25 protein-coding genes and 1 riboswitch are annotated in these 24,351 nt (G+C 36.1%); of the genes, 17 read left to right on the forward strand and 8 right to left on the reverse strand.

The window, feature by feature from the left end:
- Positions 1 to 40 precede the first annotated feature (40 nt).
- Positions 41 to 1,159 (forward strand): tripeptidase T, encoded by a 1,119-nt coding sequence (locus AC2CGR_RS17300; protein ID WP_484481018.1) that lies wholly within the window; start codon positions 41 to 43, stop codon positions 1,157 to 1,159.
- Positions 1,160 to 1,201: 42 nt separating this feature from the next.
- Here AC2CGR_RS17300 and AC2CGR_RS17305 read toward each other — a convergent pair whose 3' ends face one another.
- Entirely contained in the window at positions 1,202 to 1,402 is a 201-nt protein-coding gene (locus AC2CGR_RS17305; protein WP_087966064.1) for a hypothetical protein, read from the reverse strand.
- A 151-nt stretch (positions 1,403 to 1,553) separates the two neighbouring features.
- Between AC2CGR_RS17305 and AC2CGR_RS17310 the strand changes: the two genes are divergently transcribed.
- Positions 1,554 to 2,792 (forward strand): DNA polymerase IV, encoded by a 1,239-nt coding sequence (locus tag AC2CGR_RS17310; RefSeq protein WP_087966066.1) that lies wholly within the window; start codon positions 1,554 to 1,556, stop codon positions 2,790 to 2,792.
- A gap of 41 nt (positions 2,793 to 2,833) precedes the next feature.
- On the opposite strand, the gene AC2CGR_RS17315 is transcribed toward AC2CGR_RS17310, so the two are convergent.
- Together AC2CGR_RS17315 and mgtA are read right to left on the reverse strand one after the other, a co-directional pair.
- On the reverse strand, positions 2,834 to 3,535 hold the full coding sequence (locus tag AC2CGR_RS17315; RefSeq protein WP_060632205.1) for an MgtC/SapB family protein: 702 nt from the start codon (positions 3,533 to 3,535) through the stop codon (positions 2,834 to 2,836).
- Between the two features lie 75 nt (positions 3,536 to 3,610).
- Positions 3,611 to 6,316, reverse strand: coding sequence for a magnesium-translocating P-type ATPase (gene mgtA / locus AC2CGR_RS17320; protein ID WP_400501303.1), 2,706 nt, complete (start codon positions 6,314 to 6,316; stop codon positions 3,611 to 3,613).
- A gap of 331 nt (positions 6,317 to 6,647) precedes the next feature.
- Positions 6,648 to 6,815, reverse strand: a riboswitch (M-box (ykoK) riboswitch).
- A gap of 110 nt (positions 6,816 to 6,925) precedes the next feature.
- Between mgtA and AC2CGR_RS17325 the strand changes: the two genes are divergently transcribed.
- On the forward strand, positions 6,926 to 7,456 hold the full coding sequence (locus tag AC2CGR_RS17325; RefSeq protein ID WP_484481019.1) for a hypothetical protein: 531 nt from the start codon (positions 6,926 to 6,928) through the stop codon (positions 7,454 to 7,456).
- A gap of 34 nt (positions 7,457 to 7,490) precedes the next feature.
- Here the strand turns inward: AC2CGR_RS17325 and AC2CGR_RS17330 are convergent, their stop codons facing one another.
- The gene (locus tag AC2CGR_RS17330; protein ID WP_000665709.1) at positions 7,491 to 7,742 is read right to left on the reverse strand and encodes a DUF3932 family protein; all 252 of its coding nucleotides are present in this window, start codon (positions 7,740 to 7,742) and stop codon (positions 7,491 to 7,493) included.
- Positions 7,743 to 7,931: 189 nt separating this feature from the next.
- Between AC2CGR_RS17330 and rnz the strand changes: the two genes are divergently transcribed.
- From rnz to sdaAA, 4 genes are all read left to right on the forward strand, one after another.
- The gene (gene rnz / locus AC2CGR_RS17335; RefSeq protein ID WP_087966076.1) at positions 7,932 to 8,855 is read left to right on the forward strand and encodes a ribonuclease Z; all 924 of its coding nucleotides are present in this window, start codon (positions 7,932 to 7,934) and stop codon (positions 8,853 to 8,855) included.
- A 560-nt stretch (positions 8,856 to 9,415) separates the two neighbouring features.
- A complete protein-coding gene (locus tag AC2CGR_RS17340) occupies positions 9,416 to 9,553 on the forward strand; it encodes a hypothetical protein (protein WP_484481079.1) in 138 nt (45 codons plus the stop codon).
- A gap of 45 nt (positions 9,554 to 9,598) precedes the next feature.
- Positions 9,599 to 10,258: an L-serine ammonia-lyase, iron-sulfur-dependent subunit beta gene (gene sdaAB, locus AC2CGR_RS17345; RefSeq protein WP_087966079.1), complete on the forward strand. Its 660-nt coding sequence runs from the start codon at positions 9,599 to 9,601 to the stop codon at positions 10,256 to 10,258.
- Between the two features lie 18 nt (positions 10,259 to 10,276).
- On the forward strand, positions 10,277 to 11,155 hold the full coding sequence (sdaAA, locus tag AC2CGR_RS17350) for an L-serine ammonia-lyase, iron-sulfur-dependent, subunit alpha (RefSeq protein ID WP_087966081.1): 879 nt from the start codon (positions 10,277 to 10,279) through the stop codon (positions 11,153 to 11,155).
- A 52-nt stretch (positions 11,156 to 11,207) separates the two neighbouring features.
- Here sdaAA and proI read toward each other — a convergent pair whose 3' ends face one another.
- Positions 11,208 to 12,047 carry a pyrroline-5-carboxylate reductase ProI gene (gene proI / locus AC2CGR_RS17355; RefSeq protein ID WP_087966083.1) on the reverse strand — a complete coding sequence of 280 codons (840 nt, stop codon included), beginning with the start codon at positions 12,045 to 12,047 and terminating at the stop codon, positions 11,208 to 11,210.
- A 165-nt stretch (positions 12,048 to 12,212) separates the two neighbouring features.
- Here proI and AC2CGR_RS17360 point away from each other — a divergent pair, with 165 nt between their 5' ends.
- Together AC2CGR_RS17360 and AC2CGR_RS17365 are read left to right on the forward strand one after the other, a co-directional pair.
- Entirely contained in the window at positions 12,213 to 13,166 is a 954-nt protein-coding gene (locus AC2CGR_RS17360; RefSeq protein ID WP_484481020.1) for an MBL fold metallo-hydrolase, read from the forward strand.
- A gap of 9 nt (positions 13,167 to 13,175) precedes the next feature.
- Positions 13,176 to 13,970 carry an SDR family oxidoreductase gene (locus tag AC2CGR_RS17365; RefSeq protein WP_484481021.1) on the forward strand — a complete coding sequence of 265 codons (795 nt, stop codon included), beginning with the start codon at positions 13,176 to 13,178 and terminating at the stop codon, positions 13,968 to 13,970.
- Positions 13,971 to 14,001: 31 nt separating this feature from the next.
- Here AC2CGR_RS17365 and AC2CGR_RS17370 read toward each other — a convergent pair whose 3' ends face one another.
- Entirely contained in the window at positions 14,002 to 14,187 is a 186-nt protein-coding gene (locus tag AC2CGR_RS17370) for a YqzH family protein (RefSeq protein WP_087966090.1), read from the reverse strand.
- A gap of 223 nt (positions 14,188 to 14,410) precedes the next feature.
- On the opposite strand from AC2CGR_RS17370, the gene argC reads away from it, so the two are divergent.
- The 7 genes from argC (at position 14,411) to AC2CGR_RS17405 (ending at position 20,533) form a co-directional block, all read left to right on the forward strand.
- Complete coding sequence (gene argC / locus AC2CGR_RS17375; protein ID WP_087966092.1) at positions 14,411 to 15,448, forward strand: N-acetyl-gamma-glutamyl-phosphate reductase; 1,038 nt, start codon at positions 14,411 to 14,413, stop codon at positions 15,446 to 15,448.
- 10 nt (positions 15,449 to 15,458) lie between these two features.
- Complete coding sequence (argJ, locus tag AC2CGR_RS17380; RefSeq protein WP_484481022.1) at positions 15,459 to 16,682, forward strand: bifunctional glutamate N-acetyltransferase/amino-acid acetyltransferase ArgJ; 1,224 nt, start codon at positions 15,459 to 15,461, stop codon at positions 16,680 to 16,682.
- A gap of 11 nt (positions 16,683 to 16,693) precedes the next feature.
- Positions 16,694 to 17,461, forward strand: coding sequence for an acetylglutamate kinase (argB, locus tag AC2CGR_RS17385; RefSeq protein WP_484481023.1), 768 nt, complete (start codon positions 16,694 to 16,696; stop codon positions 17,459 to 17,461).
- Positions 17,458 to 18,618 carry an acetylornithine transaminase gene (argD, locus tag AC2CGR_RS17390; RefSeq protein WP_484481024.1) on the forward strand — a complete coding sequence of 387 codons (1,161 nt, stop codon included), beginning with the start codon at positions 17,458 to 17,460 and terminating at the stop codon, positions 18,616 to 18,618. Before argB ends, argD begins: the two co-directional genes overlap by 4 nt.
- A gap of 12 nt (positions 18,619 to 18,630) precedes the next feature.
- Positions 18,631 to 19,581 (forward strand): ornithine carbamoyltransferase, encoded by a 951-nt coding sequence (argF, locus tag AC2CGR_RS17395; RefSeq protein WP_484481025.1) that lies wholly within the window; start codon positions 18,631 to 18,633, stop codon positions 19,579 to 19,581.
- 138 nt (positions 19,582 to 19,719) lie between these two features.
- Positions 19,720 to 20,280 (forward strand): DUF2062 domain-containing protein, encoded by a 561-nt coding sequence (locus AC2CGR_RS17400; RefSeq protein WP_484481026.1) that lies wholly within the window; start codon positions 19,720 to 19,722, stop codon positions 20,278 to 20,280.
- A 58-nt stretch (positions 20,281 to 20,338) separates the two neighbouring features.
- Positions 20,339 to 20,533 carry a hypothetical protein gene (locus AC2CGR_RS17405; RefSeq protein ID WP_087966105.1) on the forward strand — a complete coding sequence of 65 codons (195 nt, stop codon included), beginning with the start codon at positions 20,339 to 20,341 and terminating at the stop codon, positions 20,531 to 20,533.
- A 24-nt stretch (positions 20,534 to 20,557) separates the two neighbouring features.
- Here the strand turns inward: AC2CGR_RS17405 and AC2CGR_RS17410 are convergent, their stop codons facing one another.
- A complete protein-coding gene (locus AC2CGR_RS17410) occupies positions 20,558 to 21,004 on the reverse strand; it encodes a MarR family winged helix-turn-helix transcriptional regulator (protein ID WP_000445817.1) in 447 nt (148 codons plus the stop codon).
- Between the two features lie 72 nt (positions 21,005 to 21,076).
- Entirely contained in the window at positions 21,077 to 21,856 is a 780-nt protein-coding gene (locus tag AC2CGR_RS17415) for a GDSL-type esterase/lipase family protein (protein ID WP_087966108.1), read from the reverse strand.
- A gap of 366 nt (positions 21,857 to 22,222) precedes the next feature.
- Between AC2CGR_RS17415 and cpdB the strand changes: the two genes are divergently transcribed.
- Positions 22,223 to 24,351, forward strand: a 2,129-nt coding sequence (cpdB, locus tag AC2CGR_RS17420) for a bifunctional 2',3'-cyclic-nucleotide 2'-phosphodiesterase/3'-nucleotidase (protein WP_484481027.1), incomplete at its 3' end; no start/stop codon positions are given.

The following is a 24,351-nucleotide window of genomic DNA, read 5'->3' on the forward strand; positions in this document are numbered from 1 at the left end:
AGTGTTACATACATAATGGTAGTGCAGGAGGCGCAGTCTTATGATTAATCAAGAACGTTTAGTAAATGAATTTATGGAATTAGTACAAGTAGATTCTGAAACGAAATTTGAAGCAGAAATTTGCAAAGTATTAACAAAGAAATTTACAGATTTAGGTGTAGAAGTATTTGAAGATGACACAATGGCTGTTACTGGGCATGGTGCAGGTAACTTAATTTGTACATTACCAGCAACAAAAGATGGTGTTGATACAATTTACTTTACTTCTCATATGGATACAGTAGTTCCTGGTAATGGAATTAAGCCTTCTATTAAAGATGGATATATCGTATCAGATGGTACTACGATATTAGGTGCGGATGATAAAGCAGGATTAGCATCAATGTTCGAAGTAATCCGTGTTTTAAAAGAAAAAAATATCCCTCATGGTACAATTGAATTTATTATTACAGTTGGAGAAGAATCTGGTCTTGTTGGTGCAAAAGCATTAGATCGTGAGCGCATTACAGCGAAATACGGTTACGCATTAGATAGCGATGGAAAAGTTGGTGAAATCGTTGTTGCAGCTCCAACACAAGCGAAAGTGAATGCGATTATTCGCGGGAAAACAGCTCACGCTGGTGTAGCACCAGAAAAAGGTGTATCTGCAATTACTATCGCAGCGAAAGCAATTGCGAAGATGCCACTTGGCCGTATTGATTCTGAAACAACTGCAAATATTGGCCGTTTTGAAGGTGGTACACAAACGAATATCGTTTGCGATCATGTACAAATCTTTGCAGAAGCGCGTTCTTTAATCAATGAAAAAATGGAAGCGCAAGTTGCGAAAATGAAAGAAGCATTTGAAACAACTGCAAAAGAAATGGGCGGTCGAGCAGACGTTGAAGTAAACGTTATGTATCCAGGATTTAAATTTGCTGATGGCGATCACGTTGTAGAAGTTGCAAAACGTGCAGCTGAAAAAATTGGTCGTACACCTTCTCTTCACCAAAGTGGTGGCGGAAGTGATGCAAACGTAATTGCAGGACACGGTATTCCAACAGTTAACTTAGCAGTGGGTTATGAAGAAATTCATACAACAAACGAAAAGATTCCTGTTGAAGAATTAGCGAAAACAGCAGAATTAGTTGTTGCAATCATTGAGGAAGTAGCGAAGTAATAAACAAAAGAGCGTGTAAATCAATTGTGGTTTACACGCTTTTTATTTTGAGTCAATTGCTTTTACAAGGCGGATAAGCCAATACAAGAAAATCCATGGCAGTATGTAAGTTGTTACTACATGGACTAGGCGAGGGAGGAAACCAGCCATGTTCATATCAAAAATAGGAAGAAGTAAATAATTGATTGCGACGATGAGTATAATTACGAGAAACGTATAATTGAGTTTATCAGTTGATTTCATAATAATCACTCCTTTTTTAAAAATACAAATATATCCACTTTATTTAAATTATAGAAATAAATATGATAGAAAAGAACAAGTAATGATTATAATTATTGTGCAAAATTTGATATAATAAAAGAACGAACGTTCTGATTAGGGAGTGAGTACTATGCGAGAAATGTATCCAAAAAAAGGTCGTGTTATTTTACATGTAGATATGAATTGTTTTTTCGCATCTGTTGAAATTGCTCATGACCCATCATTACAAGGGAAGCCGTTAGCGGTTGCTGGAAATGAAAAAGAAAGAAAAGGAATTATCATAACATGTAGTTATGAGGCGAGAGAATATGGAATACGTACAACGATGCCACTTTGGGAAGCGAAAAGGTTATGTCCGCAATTAGTTGTAAGGCGTCCTAATTTTACATTATATCGTGAAGCTTCATTTCAAATGTTTCAAATCCTTTCCCGTTTTACGGAAAAAATACAACCAGTCTCAATAGATGAAGGATATTTAGATATTACAGATTGTTACGCACTCGGTTCGCCTCTTGAAATAGCAAAGATGATTCAGCAGGCATTATTAACAGAGTTACAGTTGCCGTGTAGCATCGGAATTGCTCCAAACCTTTTCCTAGCAAAAACAGCTTCTGATATGAAAAAGCCTCTCGGTATTACCGTGCTCCGAAAACGAGATATTCCAGAAATGATTTGGCCACTTCCGGTTGGAGCGATGCATGGGATTGGAGAAAAAACAGCGGAGAAATTAAATGATATTCATATACAAACAATTGAGCAGTTAGCGAAAGGGAACGAACATATCATTCGTGCTAAAATTGGAAAGCATGGTGTTGATTTACAAAAGCGGGCAAAAGGTGTGGATGATAGAGAAGTTGACCCGAGTCAAATGGGACAACATAAAAGCGTTGGTAATTCGATGACTTTTTCAAAGGATATGGATGAAGAGAAAGAATTGCTTGATATGTTAGAACGGCTATCAAAATCGGTGAGTAAAAGGTTACAAAAGCGAACTCTTGTCAGCTATAATATTCAAATTATGATTAAATATCATGATAGGCGGACAGTAACGAGGAGTAAGCAACTGAAAAATGCCATTTGGGAAGAACGCGATATTTTTCAAGCAGCATCCCGTTTATGGAAGCAACATTGGGATGGTGATTCTGTTCGTTTACTAGGTGTTACAGCTACTGAAATAGAGTGGAAGACAGAATCGGTGAAGCAATTAGATTTGTTTTCATTTGAAGAAGATGCGAAAGAAGAGCCGCTACTTGCTGTCATTGATCAAATTAATGATAAGTATGGAATGCCCCTTTTACAACGAGGTAGTCAATTATTACGTAAGCAAGAAAAGTCTTTTCAGCAAAAATTAGAAAATAAGTTTATGTAGAAGGTGTCATGAAACTGTAAATATCATGACACCTTTCATTTTCAACTTGCTTCTAAATTTAATGAAGTTTTCCAACCAGCTGCAGTAACGCCAGATTCTAATAGCATTCTGCTCACTATTTTTTCAATTAAGACTGCTGTATTTGTGTTGCAGTGTAATGTCGCTTGTATACACACTTTTTGATTAGAATCTACGTCCTCACTATACAATTCTTTTAAACCGATGCCTTCAGAACTTACCATATGCATAAGTAAAAAGCGAATATGGGCTTCATGTTCTTCTGAACAAGTAAGAGAAAGTAAGTAGTTCGTTTGTTCAGGTGATTCTTCTTTTGATTTTTGATTCATAAAGAGAGCGATTGGACGAAGTAGTATATTTGCTAGTAAAACGCCGGCTGCACCTAATATAGCTGCAATGAGGAAACCAGCGCCTGTAAGAGTACCAACAGCAGCTGCGCACCATAGGGTAGCCGCAGTATTAAGTCCTCTAATACTAAAGCCATCGCGGATAATAACGCCGCCTCCTAAAAAACCAATCCCACTGACGACTTGAGCGGCAATACGTGAGGGGCTAGCATCGTGATCAAGCATGACGGATAATAAAACAAATATACAGGCACCAAGTGATACGAGAGCATTTGTCCGTAGTCCAGCCATCCTATGTCTCCATTGCCGTTCCATTCCGATGCAAGCACCTACAATAATTGCAATAAATAATCTTAGTACAATGTCATACCATACCATCATGGTCACCTCCATACATATAAGTCCAAGTTATGTTTTTGAGAATGAGCGGGGAGTACCCGCTCATTTTCATTTTTATAACCAGCTATGAAACTTTTTAATATAAACTTTTTTTAGGAGCTGTGTTAAGAAAGCATAGCCTAATAGTATTCCTACTAACCAAGGGAAATAGCTAAGTGGTAATGCTTGTAATCCAACAGCTGCTCCAAGTGGTGAGAATGGAATGTAAATTCCAATTGCCATAATACAAGCGGTTAACAAAAGAACTGGTACTGATGCAGTACTTTGAATGAATGGAATCTTCTGTGTTCTTATCATGTGAACAATTAAAGTTTGTGTTAGTAATCCAACGACAAACCAACCTGATTGGAATAATGATTGTTCGCTAACTGTATTTGCACCGAAGACGTTCCACATGACCACATAGGTGATCATGTCAAATATGGAACTAATGGGACCGATGCAAATAATGAAGTTCCGTAAATTTGCAGTATCCCATTTTCTTGGTTTTTCTAAAAACTCTTTATCCATTTTGTCCCATGGAATAGACAATTGTGAAATATCATAAAGTAAGTTTTGAATTAAAAGGTGAATGGCAAGCATCGGCAAGAAGGGAATGAATGCACTTGCTACTAACACACTAAATACATTTCCGAAGTTAGAGCTCGCTGTCATTTTAATGTACTTTAAAATATTACCAAATGTAGTGCGTCCTTCTAAAATACCTGCTTCTAATATCATTAAACTTTTTTCAAGTAGAATAATATCGGAAGACTCTTTTGCAATATCAGTTGCAGTATCAACACATATGCCAACATCAGCTTCACGTAACGCTACGGCATCGTTAATGCCATCTCCCATATAACCTACAGTGTGTCCGTTTCCTTGTAATACTCGTATAATACGAGATTTTTGCATTGGATTTAGTTTAGCAAATACAGTTGTTTCTTCGGCTAGTTTTGCTAATGCTTTATCAGGTAAAGCATCGATCTCGTAACCAAGGACAGGCTCGCCAATATTTAATCCAACTTCTTTACAAACTTTTTTTGTCACGATTTCGTTATCGCCAGTTAAAATTTTTACTTGTACACCATGTTTTTGTAATGCTTGAATGGCAGTAGCTGCAGATGGTTTCGGGGGATCTAAAAAGCCAATATATCCAGCGAGAATCATATCAGTTTCGTCTTTTACTGCGTACTCTGTATCATTTATTCTTCTATCTTTTTTATAAGCTACAGCAATAACACGCATACCTTCACTATTCAATGTCTCACTTAGTTGTTTTACATGTAAACGCATGTCATCGGTAAGAGAAACAACTTTGCCATCTACTTCAGTGTAGTTGCAAATAGATAAAATTTCTTCTACTGCCCCTTTACAGACCATTGTATGTTCACCTGAGTTGTTTTTCACAATGACAGACATACGCCGACGAGCAAAATCAAATGGAATTTCATCTAGTTTTTGAAAAACGGATGGATCAAATTTTTGGTTTTCTTCTGTATGTTTCATAACGGCTTTATCTATTAAATTTTTCAATCCTGTTTGATAGAAGCTATTTAAATAGGCAAAGTGTAATACACGATTACATGTATTACCGTTAGGATCTAGGTGCCGGACAAGTACAACTTTATCTTCTGTTAACGTTCCTGTTTTATCGGTACAAAGAATGTTCATAGCACCTAAGTTTTGAATAGAATTCAGCTGTTTTACAATTACTTTCTGTTTAGACATGTTAACTGCCCCTTTAGCTAAATTAGCAGTTACGATCATTGGTAACATTTCAGGTGTAAGACCAACAGCAATAGCGATAGCGAAGAAGAAAGCCTCTTGCCAATCGCCTTTTGTGAATCCGTTAATGAGAAGAACGATAGGTGCCATAATAAGCATGAATGTAATTAATAGCCAGCTTACTTTGTTTACCCCTTTATCAAAGCTTGTTTCTACGCGCTTACCGATTACTTTATTTGCTAAAGAGCCGAAATACGTATCGGTACTTGTGGAGATGACAACAGCTTTTGCGCTACCACTTACAATATTTGTCCCCATGAAGCAAAGATTTTCCATATCGAGTGGATTGTAATTTTTTTTCGTGCTTTTCGGTAATAGATGTTTATTTTCTGTATGGTAGCAGTGTTCGTATTTTTCTACAGGAAGTGATTCCCCTGTTAAAGAAGATTGATTCACAAATAAATCTTTAGCGGATAAAATACGCACATCAGCTGGAACGATATCACCGGCTGAAAGTGAAATAATATCGCCAGGCACAAGTTCCTCAATTGGAATTTCCGTTGTTTCAGTTTGCTTTAACTTTTTTACATTTTTTGTTTCGTGCACAAATCCATCTATTCTAAAGACACTTGCTGTTGTTCGAACCATAGCCTGTAACTGATCCGCAGCTTTTTGAGAACGAAATTCTTGTAAAAAGCGAATCGTTGCACTTAGCATTACCATTACAGATACGACAAGCGTTCCTTGTATGTCATCTGTGAAAAAAGAGAGTGCACCGAGAGCTAATAAAACAAAAATAAATGGATTTTTAAATGCCAGTAGAAATTGAATGTACCACGGTGATGTTTTATTATGAGCTATTTCATTAAGGCCATATAAAGAAAGTCTACGAGACGCTTCTAGTTTAGAGAGCCCATCTTCTGTTGTTTCTAAAAGGCGTAACGCATTGTTTACATCTTGTGTTGCGACTGCCACTAATAATTCGTTATTTGTTTGCATGCTCTCTTGATTGTAAGCATGCTTTGTTTCTTGTCTTTGTATATTTAACATTGGTAGTTCCTCCTTTTTCATGAAGGAGGAAACAATCTGTTACTCGACTATTTGAAATTAGGAGGAACAGTTTCTTTCCTACCTACATGATGAAATATTAACGTAAAACATATGGGTATCTGGGCCGAATCATCAATTGCCAACTGTTCCTCACCTCCGTACAATTTAGTAGTTTCTGAATATGCTATGTTTGTTTCATAGTAAGGTGCATATAGACGTAAAAAGACCTTTACTCAAAACGAGTAAAGGTCTGAATTCGCAGTTAAAAGAGTCCACAACAAAGACTGTTAGTAGATATAAATAAAAACAGTTTTTGTGTATGACAAAATACATGCACCTCTCCCTCGTTGAGTTTTAGCACTGTATAGCATAGGTACTGAAACCAGCTACATTAAAAAAGGCCTTCATTCCGACCTTTCCTGTTGACCCATTGGCGTCTCTCGACATTTTTGGGCAGCAGCGTTTCTCTATACAGGAGCCTCACCTAACAGAGACCATATTCAATTACATGTTGAATGTTAGCACTGTAAAATTGTAGTGTCAATATCTTTTTTATCTGTGTTTTTAAAATATTAAACGGATTTATAATAGATATGTGGGATGAAATGTATGATATTGATTATAAATATTGAGAATCAAAAATGGTTGTTTAATGAGCAGGAAGATTTATGTTCACACGGAGAAATATATTTAAATGTGGCTGGAACGATTATTACGCGGACAGGTATGGATGAGGAATGGGGAATAAGTGAATCAGCTTTAGCTTTGTTACGAACTTTAGATAAAGAATATATTTGTGATATTGAAAATGAAGAGGGGGTTATTTTGCACGGATGTGGCACTATGCTAATGTTAGGATGCCCAATTTCAATTCATTGGACTATAAACCATATAGGTAAAAATGTGATTTTAAAGGACTTTGTCAAAGTTATTTCTACTGATCAAAAGGCTATATACTATGAAGGGCTTCATATAGAATTGAATGAAAATGAATATAGAAAACAAATTGTTTCTTTTGCACTACAAGCAAAAGAATTATTTAAAAAATCAAGTGAAAAGATAATTTTAAATGAGTTTGAGCGAAGTATGTATACCGACTTTTGGACGGAATATGATCATTTGTTAAATAAGTATAAATAAAAAAGCACTGTAACCAGTGCTTTTTTATTATAGATTACGAGATTGTAGGGTTTTCAAAAATAACAATCTCTGAACTGTTTGTAGTTGAAACACGTTGGGCGTAATATGTTAAAGCTGAAGAAATATATGCTGGTAACGTATCATTTGTATGTGATGTTGTATATTCATGGATTAATTCCTTTAAAGTAGTCCATTCTAATTGTGCTGGGTGATCAGACACGAAAGAACTTACCCAGCGATCAAATGAAGATGAAAAATCAGTTTGTAAACGAAATACTTCTTTCATAATAAAACGCTCCCTTAAAATGTAGTATAATTATTTTAACACAAAACACGAACGATAGCTAAATTTTTTAAGTATAATGTTCGTGTTATATAGTTGTCTAGATGTTTGGTTATGTAAATTCAATTTGCCATTTGAAATAACATTCCGTAAGATGAGAGATAGAGTATATTTAGAGCTGGAGGAAAGAAAGTGGAATTTGTATTTTTAGGAACGGGTGCAGGTGTTCCTTCAAAAGGAAGGAACGTTTCAGCAATTGCTTTACAATTGTTAGAAGAACGAGGACAAACTTGGTTATTTGATTGTGGCGAGGCCACGCAACATCAAATATTACATACATCTGTACGTCCGCGCCGCATTGAAAAAATATTTATTACGCATTTACATGGCGATCATATTTTTGGGTTGCCTGGTTTATTAGGTAGCCGTTCATTTCAAGGAGGAACTACGCCTTTAACGGTGTATGGGCCGAAAGGAATTAAACAATTTATTGAAGTGGCATTATCGGTAAGTACGACACATGTGAAATATCCACTTGAAGTTGTGGAGATAACAGAAGAAGGTACCGTATTTGAAGATAATGAATTTTATGTAGAAACGAAAAGATTATCACACGGTATAGAATGCTTTGGATATCGTATTGTAGAGAAAGATATACAAGGTGCTCTTTTAGTTGATAAGTTGCTTGAGATGGGTGTGAAACCAGGTCCAATCTTTAAACGTTTAAAAGATGGTGAAGTAGTTGAATTAGAGGATGGCACGATATTAAATGGAAATGAGTTTATCGGCCCACCTCAAAAAGGAAGAATTATTACTATCTTAGGTGATACGAGATATTGTGAAGCGAGTAGAGAGCTGGCACAAGACGCTGACGTACTTGTTCATGAAGCAACTTTTGCGGCAGAAGATGAACAACAAGCATATGACTATTTTCATTCCACATCTAAGCAAGCTGCAAGTATTGCACTTCAGGCAAATGCAAAACGATTAATATTGACTCATATTAGTTCTCGTTATCAAGGAGATACATATAAGGAATTATTGAAAGAGGCAAGAGAGCTATTTTCTAATACAGAAATAGCTACAGATTTAAAATCATTTCCAGTGGAAAGATAATAATGTTGTGAAAAAATGGTGACGAAAGGTTGCCATTTTTTTATTTCTAAAAAAATTTAAAAATAAAACTGTTATCATTTTATGCTTATATAGGATGAAACAGAAAGTTTTAATGATGTAAAGATATAAGATGAAACTACATAGTATCGATTGTTTAGAAAAACTGTTATATAAGTCAGACGACATACGAGTAGTACAAATAGTAAAAACGGATTGTTATTCAGAACTTTTAAAATTCATTAAAAGTAAGCGTTTTATTAAAAACAAGCTATAATGAGGACAGATTATAATTTACTGTAGGCTACATGTGTTTGAGCCGTTTATCATAACAAGTGAAGTTGAATAAATTGTGAGAGAGTAACATGGAAATTATAATAGGAAGGACATTACTATTATTCGTATTAAGTCTTTTTCACTTTTTAGCTTTAAGGCATCAAAAGGTATGAAAGCAATGGGTGTTTCACTTGTTTGTGCTATGCTTGTAAGGGGTTCTGTGTTAAACTTTGGATTGCTACAAGACTTTATTGTAGATTATCTTATATTATTTTTAAATGAAGGTAATGCTAAGTTTCTTATTTATTATGATAACTAGTATTATTTCAGGATATATTGCTTCACTGTTATTCAAAAACGATCCAATTCGTACATGGGAACAAATTCGTGATGCAACTGGAAAAGCAACCGATTTGGTAGCTTAATAAAATAGTAAAAAATTTTTTCATAGAGGTTTAGGGGGAGTTATAATGAAGTATCGCTCAGTATTTGATATTATTGGTCCAGTTATGATTGGTCCATCAAGTTCACATACAGCAGGCGCAGCAAGAATGGGGCAAGTTGCTCGCCAGCTGTTTCGTCATGAACCAGAAAGAGTAAGCATTTCATTATATGGATCATTTGCAAAGACGTATCGAGGGCATGGTACGGATGTAGCACTGATCGGTGGAATATTAGGGTTTGAAACAGATGACTTACGTATTCCAGAAGCGCTAGACATAGCAAAAGAGCGCAAAATCGAAGTAGAATTCATTGAAGAAGATGCAAATGCACCTCACCCAAATACAGCGAGAATTCGTTTGTATAAAGGTGAAGAAGAAATTGAAGTTGTTGCTTGCTCAATTGGTGGCGGTAAAATTGAAGTTGTAGAATTAAACGGATTCGATCTTCAATTATCAGGCACGAGCCCGGCACTACTTATTGTAAATAACGATCGCTTTGGTGCTATTGCAGCAGTAGCTTCAATCCTTGCGAAACACGAAATTAATATTAGTACAATGAGTGTTTCTCGTAAAGAAAAAGGAAGAAGAGCACTTATGGTCATCGAAACAGATGAATTATTAGCAGATGAAGTGATTGAAGAAATAAACGCGCAACAAAATATTTGTCAAGTAACTATTATGGAATAATTGCAGGGGGGACACACCATGTTTCGGAACGCAGCGGAACTAGTGGCGCAAGCTAAAGAACAAAATGTAAAAATCGCAGAAATTATGATTCAATGTGAAATGGAAACAAGAAGTATTTCACGTGAAGAAGTAATTGCTGGTATGGAAAAGAATTTAGTTGTAATGGAGCAAGCAGTAGAACGTGGTATTCGCGGCGTGAAATCGCCGACTGGTTTAACTGGCGGAGATGCTGTAAAAGTTCAGTCGTATATGAATAGCGGAAAAGGCTTATCTGGAGATACGATTTTGGACGCAGTGAGTAAAGCTGTTGCAACAAATGAAGTAAACGCAGCGATGGGAATTATTTGTGCAACACCAACAGCAGGGTCTGCTGGAACAGTGCCAGGTGTACTATTTGCACTAAGAGAAAAATTGCAGCCTACACGTGAAGAAATGATTGAATTCTTATTTACAGCAGGAGCTTTCGGTATGGTTGTTGCGAATAACGCTTGTATTTCTGGTGCAGCGGGAGGATGCCAAGCTGAAGTTGGTTCAGCAAGTGGAATGGCGGCTGCAGCTGCAGTTGAAATGGCTGGTGGAACACAAGATCAGGCAGCTACGGCGATGGCAATTTCATTAAAGAACATGCTTGGTTTAGTATGCGATCCTGTTGCAGGACTTGTAGAAGTACCTTGCGTAAAACGTAATGCAGCCGGCGCTGCAAATGCGATGATTTCAGCTGATTTAGCATTAGCTGGTGTAACGAGTACAATTCCATGTGATGAAGTCATTGAGGCAATGTTTAGAATCGGACAAACGATGCCAGTAGCACTTCGTGAAACAGCTGAAGGTGGACTTGCAGCAACACCAACTGGTCGCCGTCTGCAAGAAGAGATTTTTGGGAAGACTAATAACTAAACAATATATATTTATAAAAAAATGGAGCTCAAGTAAGATTGAGCTCCATTTTTTATTTTTCTTTTGTTAGTTGTTCTAATGTCTTCCCAAGATTATGTGATCGTTGTGTAGCCTGTGTAATACAAGAAATAAGTGCTTGTTGAAATTTATGTTCTTGTAATACTTCAATGCCTGCTTCGGTCGTTCCACCAGGAGAAGTAATTTCCTTTCGCAAAACAGAAGGGTGTTTTGCACTTGCTTTTAGCATCTCAGCAGCACCAATCATCGTCTGAAGAATAAGTGACTTTGCAACATCTTCTTTTAAACCAATTTCTTTTGCGGCTTCTTCCATCGCTTCTACTACGTAATAAATATAAGCAGGCCCACTTCCAGATAATGCAGTGACAGCGTGCATATCTTCTTCCTCTACAATAGAGACGAGACCAATCGTTTCAAATAAAGCTATGGCAATTTGAATATGTTCTTTTGTTGCATGTTTTGAAGGCGAAATAGCAGTAGCTGATTTTAAAATAGCTGCAGATGTATTTGGCATTGCACGAATAATCGGGACGTCTTTTTGAAGTAGATTTCTAATCGAATGAGTAGAAACACCTGCTAATAACGAAATAATAAGCAGGTTATGATGTATATCTTCTTTAAAAGGAGTAAGCGCTTCTGCAACATCCTTTGGCTTCATTGCTAGAAAAAGAATAGTTGTATCAGTAAGTAGTTCTTTTTTATTATGTGTACCTTTGACGCCGTATTTTTTATGTAGCTCTTGTAACCTTGTCTCGTTAGAACGATTACTTACAGTAATTTGTTCAGCTTTCACAACATTTGCATGTAACAAGCCACCAATAATAGCTTCAGCGATAGAGCCTGCACCGAGAAAGGAAATGTTTTGAATAGACATGATGTTCCTCCTTTAATTTTGGTTAGAAATTCTTATAAATGTACATACATTCGTTTTTTTATAGGGAACACCTCTTTTTATCTGAAAATAATGACAAATATATATAGAAGTTGTAAACTGAAGAAGTATTCATTTTTGAACCGGAAAGAGACAGGGGGGCTAAGCATGACGGCGATTCACCGAATGGAGATTCCTGTACCATTTGCAGTTGAAACTGTAAATGTGTTTTTAGTTGAGGGGGAGACATTAATATTAATTGATACAGGGACGAATACAGAAGAGGCAAGAAATGCGTTAGAAAGTCAGTTAGGTGCATTAGGATATACGATAGAAGATATTGAAACAGTAGTCATTACGCACCATCATGCGGATCATTGTGGGCTTTTAAATATATTTTCTGAGAAAACGAACATTATTGGACACCCTTGGAATGAGCCTTGGATTACGCAAAATCCAGAATTTTTAAAGCGGTATCATGAGTTTTTTAGAGAGACAGCTTTGCAATTTGGTGTTCCAGCAGCATTTTTGAAAGACGAGGCGTTATTGACGACAAGGACATTGAAATATTCTTGTAATAGATCGTTAACGCATACTGTGAGAGAGGGAGATCGTATTGATTCTTTACCTGGGTTTACAGTGATTGAAACACCAGGTCATGCTTCTACTCATATTTCATTATATAGAGAATCTGATGGAATATTAATTGGCGGGGATGCTCTCATTAGTCATATTTCTTCGAATCCAATATTAGAACCACCATATGAAGGACAAACAGAAAGGGCACGCCCATTATTACAATACAATCAAACGTTAAAGCGTTTAAGTGAAATGAATATTTCGCGCATTTTATCAGGACATGGAGAAGATGTTCTAAATGTGAAACAACTTATTGAAACGAGATTACAAAAGCAAGAAACACGTGCATTTAAAGTGCTTGAGTTATTAAAGGAAAAACCAATGACAGCATTTGAAGTATGTGTAAAACTATTTCCGGTATTGTATAAGGAACAATTGCCACTTACTATTTCAGAAACGGTTGGACAATTAGACTTTTTAGCATATAATCAACAAGTGATGATTGATGAATCTTCGCAACAATTGATTTATTATGCAAAGTAGGTGACAGCAATGACGGGACGTTTACAAAATAAAGTAATCGTCATTACAGGTGCTTCTAGTGGAATTGGAGAGCAAGTTGCAATGCAAGTTGCAGAGCAGGGGGCGACTCCAGTATTAATGGCTAGAACAGAAGAGAAATTAAAAGCGTTAGCAGACAAAATTAAAGAAACTTATAATACGCCTTGCTATTATTATGTATTAGATGTAAGTGAAGAGACGGAAGTACAATCTGTTTTTTCAAAGGTATTACAAGAAGTGGGACGTATTGATATATTAGTAAACAATGCGGGATTTGGTATTTTTAAAACGTTTGAAGATACGTCAATGGGTGAAGTGAAAGATATGTTCCAAGTAAATGTATTTGGATTAGTAGCATGTACGAAAGCGGTACTACCTTATATGGTGAAAAGAAACGAAGGACATATTATTAATATTGCTTCACTTGCCGGAAAAATTGCAACTCCGAAATCAAGTGCGTATGCAGCAACGAAACATGCTGTATTAGGATTTACGAATAGTTTACGCATGGAATTAGCGAATACAGATATTTATGTTACAGCAATTAATCCAGGTCCGATAGATACGAACTTTTTTGAAATAGCTGATCAATCCGGTACATATGTGAAAAATATGGGACGATACATGTTAAAACCAACATATGTAGCAGAGCAAATTGTAAAATCGATGCAAACGAAAAAGCGTGAAGTAAACTTACCGAAATGGATGGGCATTGGTCCGAAACTGTATGCTTTATTCCCAGGTTTATTTGAGTGTGTTGCAGGTAAATCATTAAGTAAAAAATAGGAGATTTCCATATGGAAATCTCCTATTTTTTTTATTTTCCAGTCACATAATCGTAAACGATATCCTCAACTGCCTCGTATACATCAATTCCAGTATTTGAATGAATGATCGTTTGAATATGTTTAATTAGCATTTCCTGATCCTCATTTGACATAGGATTACATTGATATTGCTGAAAACTTTTTATAATCATTTTCTCAATTAATTTTTCATTCATGTTTTCCCCGCCTGTATGTACGTATGTATTGTTTTATTGTACTTGAAGTGAAATGAAAAAACTACTATGCAATATGTGTGTATAAAAATTCAGTTGTGTATATTGTTTTTCTAGTAAAATTAAGTTTTTTAAGTTTATAAAATTTATAAATATTTAATTGACTCTATAAATATACAATATTATAATCATACTTAATTTAAAGAATCGATATGAGGAGGAGCATATGAAAGTCGCGATTATTGGAGCAACTGGGTATGGAGGTATTGAGTTAATTCGGTTATTAGAGCAACATCCATATTTTTCGATAGCATCTCTCCATTCTTTTTCACAAGTTGGCGAGTGTATAACAAATGTATATCCGCATTTTCAAAATGTTCTTGTTCATACGTTACAAGAAATTGATGTGAAGGAAATAGAGAAGGAAGCAGAAATTGTATTTTTAGCAACCCCAGCAGGAGTATCAGTAGAGTTAACGCCAAAATTATTAGCAGTAGGTTTAAAAGTAATTGACCTATCTGGAGACTTTCGTATGATAGATCCTTCGTCATATGAACTGTGGTATAAAAAGCCAGCAGCGAAAGAAGAAATTCTTAGAAAAGCAGTGTATGGGTTAAGTGAATGGAAAAGGACTGAGATTCAAAAGGCACATTTAATTGCAAACCCGGGATGTTTTGCTACAGCTGCATTATTAGCGATATTGCCGTTAGTCCGTAGCGGCATAATTGAAGAAGATTCAATTATTATTGATGCGAAATCAGGGGTATCAGGAGCAGGCAAAACGCCAACAACGATGACTCACTTTCCTGAGTTATACGATAACTTGCGTATTTATAAAGTAAATGAGCATCAACACGTTCCTGAGATTGAGCAAATGCTCGCGGAGTGGAATAGGGAGACGAAGCCAATCACGTTTAGTACACATTTAATACCGATATCACGTGGGATTATGGTTACACTTTATGCGAAAGTAAAACGAGAAATGAAAATAGAACAACTTCAAAAATTATATGAAGAAGTGTATGAACAATCGGCTTTTGTTCGAATTCGCATGCAAGGAGAGTTTCCAAGTCCGAAAGAAGTGAGGGGCTCAAATTATTGTGATATGGGGATAGCTTACGATGAAAGAACAGGAAGAGTGACAGTTGTTTCTGTTATAGACAATATGATGAAAGGTGCGGCTGGGCAAGCAATTCAAAATGCAAATATAGTAGCGGGATTAGAAGAAACAACAGGCTTACAACATATGCCGCTCTATCTATAAGGGGGACATGATGATTAAAGTAGCGTCTATTACAAAAGTAGAAAATGGTTCGATTGTAACTCCAAAAGGTTTCTCGGCTATTGGCAATGCAATTGGTCTGAAAAAGGAGAAAAAGGATTTAGGGGCAATCGTTTGCGATACACCAGCGTCATGTGCTGCTGTTTATACAACAAATCAAATACAAGCAGCTCCCTTGCAAGTAACGAAGGATAGTATAACGACTGAGGGAAAATTACAAGCTATTATCGTCAATAGTGGAAATGCAAATGCTTGTACTGGAATGCAAGGATTACAAGACGCATACGAGATGCGCGCGTTAGGGGCGGAACATTTTCGAGTGAAAGAAAATTACGTTGCAGTAGCTTCAACAGGTGTAATTGGTGTTCCTTTACCGATGGATATAATCCGAAAGGGAGTTGCAACTCTTATACCGACGAAGGAAGAAAGTGAAGCTCATTCTTTTTCTGAAGCAATTTTAACGACGGATCTTATCACGAAAGAAACTTGCTATGAGATGATGATTGATGGGGAGAAAGTGCTGATTGCTGGTGTTGCGAAAGGTTCAGGGATGATTCATCCAAATATGGCAACGATGCTAAGTTTTATTACGACAGACGCTCATATAGAGCATGACGTATTGCAAACAGCATTATCCCAAATTACGAATCATACATTTAATCAAATTACGGTAGATGGAGATACTTCTACGAATGATATGGTCATCGTTATGGCAAGTGGATTATCAGAAACAAGCCCGATAAATATGGAACATACAGATTGGGAAACTTTCGTATGTGCTTTACAGAAGGTATGTGAAGATTTAGCAAAAAAAATTGCGCAAGATGGTGAAGGCGCTACGAAGTTAATAGAAGTAAATGTGCTAGGAGCTCAAACGAATGAAGAGGCAAAAAAAATTGCAAAGCAAATAGTCGGTTCGAGTCTTGTGAAAACAGCAATACATGGTGAAGACCCAAACTGGGGACGAATTATTAGCAGTATTGGACAAAGTGAAGTAGCTATTCATCCGAATACAATTGACATTACTCTTCAATCTATATCGGTATTAAAAAATAGTGAGCCTCAAACATTTTCTGAAGAAGAAATGACAGAGAGATTACAAGAAGATGAAATAGTGATTAATGTGTACTTACACTTAGGTGAAGAGACAGGATCAGCTTGGGGCTGTGACTTAAGCTATGAATATGTGAAAATAAACGCTTGTTATCGTACATAAGGAGAGGGAAGATGAGCAATTATATTGTAGTGAAATGCGGCGGTAGTATGTTGAATCAATTAAATGATGTGTTTTTTGATTGTATAAAGACATTACAGCAGAAGTATAAAGTAGTGATTGTCCATGGTGGTGGGCCAGAAATTGATGCCAAATTAAAAGATTGTAACATCAACGTAGAAAAAAGAGGTGGATTACGCGTAACACCAAAAGAAGTTATGGATGTTGTTCAAATGGTGCTATGCGGAAGTACGAATAAAAAACTCGTAATGAATTTACAAAAGCATAATTTACTTGCTGTAGGTTGTTCAGGGTGTGACGGCAATTTACTTCAAGTTCAACCTGTCAGCGAGGAGATAGGTTATGTGGGAGAAGTAAGGTATGTCGAAACGGCCTTACTAAAAGGATTAATAAATATGAATTATATTCCTGTTATTGCTCCGGTCGGCATAAATGATAATGAGATTTATAACATAAATGCAGATACCGCCGCCGCTGGAATTGCGGCCGCATTATCTGCAAAAGAACTCATTTTTATTACAGATGTAGATGGGGTATTACATGAAGGAAGGTTAGTAAAGAAAACCGACGAATTTGAGATTGTTAATTTTATAGAAAACGGTGTTATTACCGGTGGGATGATTCCGAAAGTACAGGCAGCACTAGCATCATTAAAAATGGGAGTGCAAAAGGTTAGTATCGTAAATGGGACGAAGGATTTTACCGAGGTTACAGGTGAGTGTATCGGAACGACGGTAACGAGGGGCGTGAGTATTGCATGACAAGTCATCTTTTTCAAACGTATGGGAGAAGAAAGATTGAGTTTGTAAAGGGAAAAGGAACGAAAGTTATTGATAATAAAGGTAAGGAATATTTAGATTTTACATCAGGAATTGGCGTATGTAATTTAGGACATTGTCACCCTACTGTTCTCAAAGGTGTACAAGAGCAACTTGATGATATATGGCATATATCTAACCTGTTTACAAATAACTTACAAGAAGAAGTCGCTTCATTATTAACAGAAAATACAGCATTAGATTATGTGTTTTTTTGTAATAGCGGGGCAGAGGCGAATGAAGCAGCTTTGAAGCTAGCCCGTAAGCATACTGGAAAATCTCTCGTCGTAACGTGTGAGCAGTCTTTTCACGGTAGAACATTTGGAACGATGAGTGCGACGGGGCAAAATAAAGTGAAAGAAGGATTTGGTCCGCTCCTTCCGTCTTTTTTACATACTCCATTTAACGATATAAAGGCGCTCAAGGAAGTAATGAATGAAGAAGTTGCGGCAGTAATGGTAGAAGTTGTTCAAGGAGAGGGAGGAGTCATACCTGCTGATTTATCTTTTTTGAAAGAGATTGAAGCATTATGTAAGAAGTTCGGGTCCTTATTTATTATAGACGAAGTCCAAACAGGAATCGGAAGAACAGGGACACTATTTGCTTACGAAAAAATGGGAATAAAACCTGATATCGTTACCGTCGCAAAGGCACTTGGAAACGGGATTCCTGTCGGAGCAATGATTGGTAGGAAAGAACTTGGAACATCGTTTACTGCAGGATCACACGGCTCAACGTTTGGCGGGAATTATGTTGCAATGGCTGCAGCGAAAGAAGTATTGCAAGTAAGTAAAAGACCATCGTTTTTAAAAGAAGTACAAGAAAAGGGCGAGTACGTATTACAGAAGTTGCAAGAGGAATTACAACATGTCGAATGTATTCAAAATATACGTGGTAAGGGGCTTATGGTTGGAATTGAATGTACGCATGAAGTTGCAAGTTTTATAGAACAACTAGAAGAAGAAGGACTTCTCGTATTACAAGCAGGACCTAATGTTATAAGACTATTACCGCCACTCATTGTCACGAATGAAGAGTTAGAACAGGCAGTATATATAATAAAAAAAGTAGTTTGTACAAAAAATGTATCAATCATATAAGGGGGAATTTTCATGTCAACTGTACAAGTACCGAAATTAAATACGAAAGACCTTTTAACACTAGAAGAATTAACGAAAGAAGAAATTATTTCTTTAATTGAGTTCGCAATATATTTAAAAAAGAATAAGCAAGAGCCTTTACTGCAAGGCAAAATATTAGGTCTTATTTTTGATAAGCATTCAACTCGTACTCGTGTATCTTTTGAAGCAGGAATGGTACAGCTCGGGGGACATGGTATGTTTTTAAGTGGAAAAGAGATGCAAATGGGAAGAGGAGAAACCGTTTCAGATACTGCGAAAGTATTATCGCATTATATTGACGGGATTATGATACGTACATTCTCGCACGCGGATGTAGAAGAGCTTGCAAAAGAATCGAGTATTCCTGTTATTAACGGTTTAACGGATGATCATCATCCTTGTCAAGCATTGGCAGACCTCATGACAATATATGAAGAAACAAATACATTTAAAGGAATAAAATTGGCTTACGTAGGTGACGGAAATAATGTATGTCATTCATTGTTGCTAGCGAGTGCAAAAGTCGGAATGCATATGACTGTTGCAACGCCTGTAGGATATGAACCGAATGAAGAGATTGTAAAAAAAGCGTTAGCGATTGCCAAGGAAACAGGAGCTGAAATTGAAGTTTTGCATAATCCTGAATTAGCGGTGAATGAAGCAGATTTCATTTATACTGACGTTTGGATGAGCATGGGGCAAGAGGGTGAAGAAGAGAAATATTCTTTATTTCAACCTTATCAAATCAATAACGAACTTGTTAAGCATGCGAAGCAAACATATCGTTTCTTACACTGTTTACCTGCCCATCGTGAAGAAGAAGTAACAGGAGAAATTATAGATGGACCGCAGTCTATCGTTTTTGAGCAAGCTGGTAATCGATTGCATGCTCAAAAAGCGTTATTAGTGAGTTTATTTAAAAATGTAGAAGAGCCTTCCTAAAAGGGAGGTTTTTTTATATTAAAATGTCATATGTATATTTAGTTAACCATTTCGATATCATCTATAATAAAAGAGAAAATGAAATTTGTTTTTCGGAGTGTGTAAGGGCATACTAGGTATAAAAATATAGTTAAAGAGATGATGAGAGTGAAAACAACTAAGAAAACATATTCGTTTTTTCAGCGGATGTGGAGAATATTAAAGTTTCAATATTATAAGTTGCTTCGATCACCAGAAGGAGCGAAGAAAGTATCGTTAGGTTTTGCGATTGGTTTTGGTTTAGAGATGTTGGTTATATATACGGCATCGCTCGTCTATTTAATATTTTATCCAATTGTCAGGTTAGCAAAGGGATCTTTTCCTGCCGCGGTTATTGGCAATATTATTGGAAAAATATCGTTTCTCCCAGTAGTTTTATTTCCGCTTGCGTATGCGCTAGGGAAAATGATTTATCCATTTCATGTACAAAAAATACATCATGAACCCTTTACGATATCGGAATTGTTTTCAAGTCACATTTTTACGATATTAAAGAGCTTATTACAGAGTGAAGTGTATGTATTAATTGGTATGACGATTTTAGGGTGTGTGTTTGGTGTAGTTTCATATTTCGTTGTGCATTATTTATATGAAAAGAACCGTAAGTTACGTTTGAAGAACAGAAAGAAAAGAGTGAGAGAACCACTCATGCAAATATAAAGAGTGTCACACTCATTTTCTCCTTTGAATATGTTTAAGAAAAAGGAGGAGAGAATGAATGTATTATTATTACGTACCTCAAGTATATCCATATGTAAATTATTATCCGGTTTATGATACGAGTAGGCAATACGAATTATATCGACAACAACTACCGCAAATACCATCGCAACAACCTGCGCAAGATCAAAAACCATATTTAACGACATGGCCATATTCAAATGTATATTATGGTAATTATTACGAATCATAAAGCTGCTTCTATTTAGAAGCAGCTTTATGCGTTTGTTTTCAAAATTAAATTTTGAATGGTTTGAAGAGAGTGAATGAGCTTTTCACGTTCTTCCTCAGATAATGTTTGAAAATTTTCTTTTAGTTTGTCTAAAATGAATTGCTGATACTGATTTACTAACAATTTCCCTTCAGCTGTTAGGGAAATTAAAATGACCCGTCGATCTTTTTCGCTATAGTGACGCTCTATTAGTTCTTCTTGAATCAGTTTGTTTAATAGAGGTGTCATGTTAGGCCGTGAAATCGCTAGCCGCTTGCCGATTTCGGAAACTGCTAATGTGCCATTTTCATGCAGAAGCAGTAATACTTGTGTATGTGATGGCGGCATATGTCTTTGAGAAGAAAATTCTCCAGGAAGCATAAATTTGCGATAAAAAAGAGGCACTAGCGAAAGAAGATGATCAACAATACGTTCCCACTCGCGTGATTCCATATAAAGGCCCCCTTCCACTCTCATTGTAACAAAAAAGACATGTTATAAAAATAGAATTGTTTCATAGGAATTTTAATATTTGTAGGCCAACAGTTTTTTTGTAAATGAATCGGCAATAATCGTATAGCCTTTATCATTTGGGTGTACTTGGTCAAAGAGCAATTCTTTTTTATCATTCGATATTAATTTACGAATTGGCAAAACGATAGATGGTTGATTCGCTTTCGCAATGGAATAAACGGATTCATTCCAGCCGTCTAAAAACATATCTGCATAACTTGCGATGGAGTCATCGAGTTGTAACGGGTTATAGAGTTCAGAAAGAATGAGTAAAGCATCCGGATTTTGATCTCGGACTGTCTTTACAATATTTTTTACATCCGCTTCAAAATGAGCTTTTTCTTTATTTAACATTTTAATACCATCTATAACACCGACATCACGATTTAAGCGAAATAAATTATTTCCCCCAATATTAATTGTAATGATATTTGCTGCTCTAATTTTTTGCTTTACATCTTCTGATTGAACTTTTTTAGCGAGACGATCTGTTGTAAGACCGTTTATCCCAAGGTTTTCTACAGTAATTGGTTTATGAATTTGTGCTTCTATTTGTTTAGAGGCTAATTCAGCAAATCCACCTTGTGTCGATCCATATCCTTTGGCGAGCGAATCACCTAGTACGAGATGATAAAAGGAGTCGTTTGTTTGCTTATCAATCCAACTTGGAGTAGATGTTCTTTCTGTTTTTTCTTCGGGTTCATTTTGTTTTGTCTCATCGTTCTTTTCAAAATAAGAATAAGAAATGATTAGAAGGAGGAGACAAACAATTGTTAAGATGACTTTTTTCATAAATTCATCCTCCTTGTAATTGGTAATTGTATCATATTCAGCAGTATTAACAATGTAAGGGCATATTATATGTTTATGAAAAGTTTACAATAACTTCACAGAAAATTTGTAGAAGTATGTCAAAAAATATTGACGATATGAAAGGACATTATATATGATAATGTCAGATAAGGTAAAATTCTACATAGTGGGAGCTTTATCTCCCGTTAATTGCTGGTCTTCATCAATTGATTGTTTAAGGGGACTACTCGTTAGCGCAGGATGAAATGAAAATCGTGTATCTAATAGAAGAAAAAAGGTATGTGGTTAGAGACTGATAGAAATTCATTTCATTATTCTTTGGTAATTGTATAAGGGGGATTTTTTGTGAAAAAGTCAAAAAAAATGCTAGCTGGAGCAACTCTTGCTATTGGTGTAATAGCGCCGCAAGTATTGCCAACAACAGCTCATGCGGATGAGAAAGCTGGGGAGAGTACAGTTAACTTACGAATTCTAGAAACATCAGATATTCACGTTAACTTAATGAATTATGATTATTATCAAACGAAAACAGATAATAAGGTAGGTCTCGTGCAAACTGCAACACTTGTTAATAAAGCGCGTGACGAAGCGAAGAACTCTGTCCTATTTGATGATGGGGATGCATTACAAGGGACACCGCTTGGAGATTATGTAGCGAATAAAATAAATGATCCGAAGAAGCCTGTGGATCCTAGCTATACACATCCATTATATCGTTTAATGAATTTAATGAAGTATGACGTCATCTCTCTTGGGAATCATGAATTTAACTACGGTTTAGACTATTTAAACAAAGTAATTAGTAAAACAGAGTTCCCGGTTATTAACTCAAACGTCTATAAAGATGATAAAGATAATAATGAAGAGAACGATCAAAACTACTTTAAACCATATCATGTTTTTGAAAAAGAAGTAGAAGATGAAACAGGGCAAAAACAAAAAGTGAAAATTGGCGTAATGGGATTCGTTCCACCTCAAGTTATGAACTGGGATAAAGCAAATTTAGAAGGAAAAGTGAAAGCAAAAGATATTGTGGAAACTGCGAAGAAAATGGTGCCAAAAATGAAAGCAGAAGGTGCAGATGTTATCGTTGCACTAGCGCATTCTGGTGTTGATAAGAGTGGATACAACGTTGGTATGGAAAACGCATCATATTATTTAACAGAGGTTCCTGGTGTAGATGCAGTATTAATGGGACACTCACATACTGAAGTGAAGGACGTATTTAATGGTGTTCCAGTTGTAATGCCTGGTGTCTTTGGAAGTAACTTAGGTATTATTGATATGCAATTGAAAAAAGTAAATGGAAAATGGGAAGTACAAAAAGAGCAATCGAAGCCGCAACTTCGTCCGATTGCTGATAGTAAAGGAAATCCACTCGTACAATCTGATCAAAATTTAGTTAATGAAATTAAAGATGATCATCAAGCGACAATTGATTATGTGAATACAGCTGTAGGAAAAACGACAGCGCCAATTAATAGTTATTTCTCATTGGTACAAGATGATCCTTCTGTACAACTTGTGACAAATGCACAGAAATGGTATGTAGAAAAGTTATTTGCTGAAAATGGACAGTATAGCAAATATAAAGGAATTCCAGTTTTATCTGCAGGTGCACCATTTAAAGCAGGTGGCCGAAACGGTGCTACATATTATACGGATATTCCAGCTGGAACGTTAGCGATTAAAAACGTTGCAGATTTATATGTATATCCAAATACGTTATATGCTGTAAAAGTAAATGGGGCACAAGTGAAAGAATGGCTTGAAATGTCTGCAGGTCAGTTTAATCAAATTGATCCAAAGAAAACAGAAGAACAGCCATTAGTAAATATAGGCTATCCTACATATAACTTCGATATTTTAGATGGCTTAAAATACGAAATTGATGTAACACAACCGGCGAAATACGATAAAGATGGAAAAGTTGTAAATGCAAATACGAATCGTATTATAAATATGACATATGAAGGTAAGCCAGTAGCTGACAATCAAGAGTTCATCGTTGCTACAAATAACTATCGTGGAAGTAGCCAAACGTTCCCAGGTGTAAGTAAAGGGGAAGTTGTATATCAATCACAAGATGAAACACGTCAAATCATTGTGAAGTATATGCAAGAAACACCAGTTATTAATCCGGCAGCAGATAAAAATTGGACATTTAAACCGATTGTTGCAGATAAATTAAATACAACATTTGATTCTTCACCAAATGCACAAAAATATATAAAGAAAGATGGGAACATATCATATGTTGGACCATCTGAGAATGAATTTGCTAAATATGCAATTGATATAACGAAGAAGAACGATGATGATAAGGAAACTGGTGGAGAGAATCCAACAACACCGCCAACGGGTGAAGGAAATAATGGAGGAAATCCAACAACACCGCCAACAGGTGAAGGAAATAATGGAGGAAATCCAACAACACCACCAACAGGTGAAGGAAATAATGGAGGAAATCCAAC

The sequence above is a fragment of the Bacillus sp. LSHTCR4 genome, from assembly GCF_057197025.1.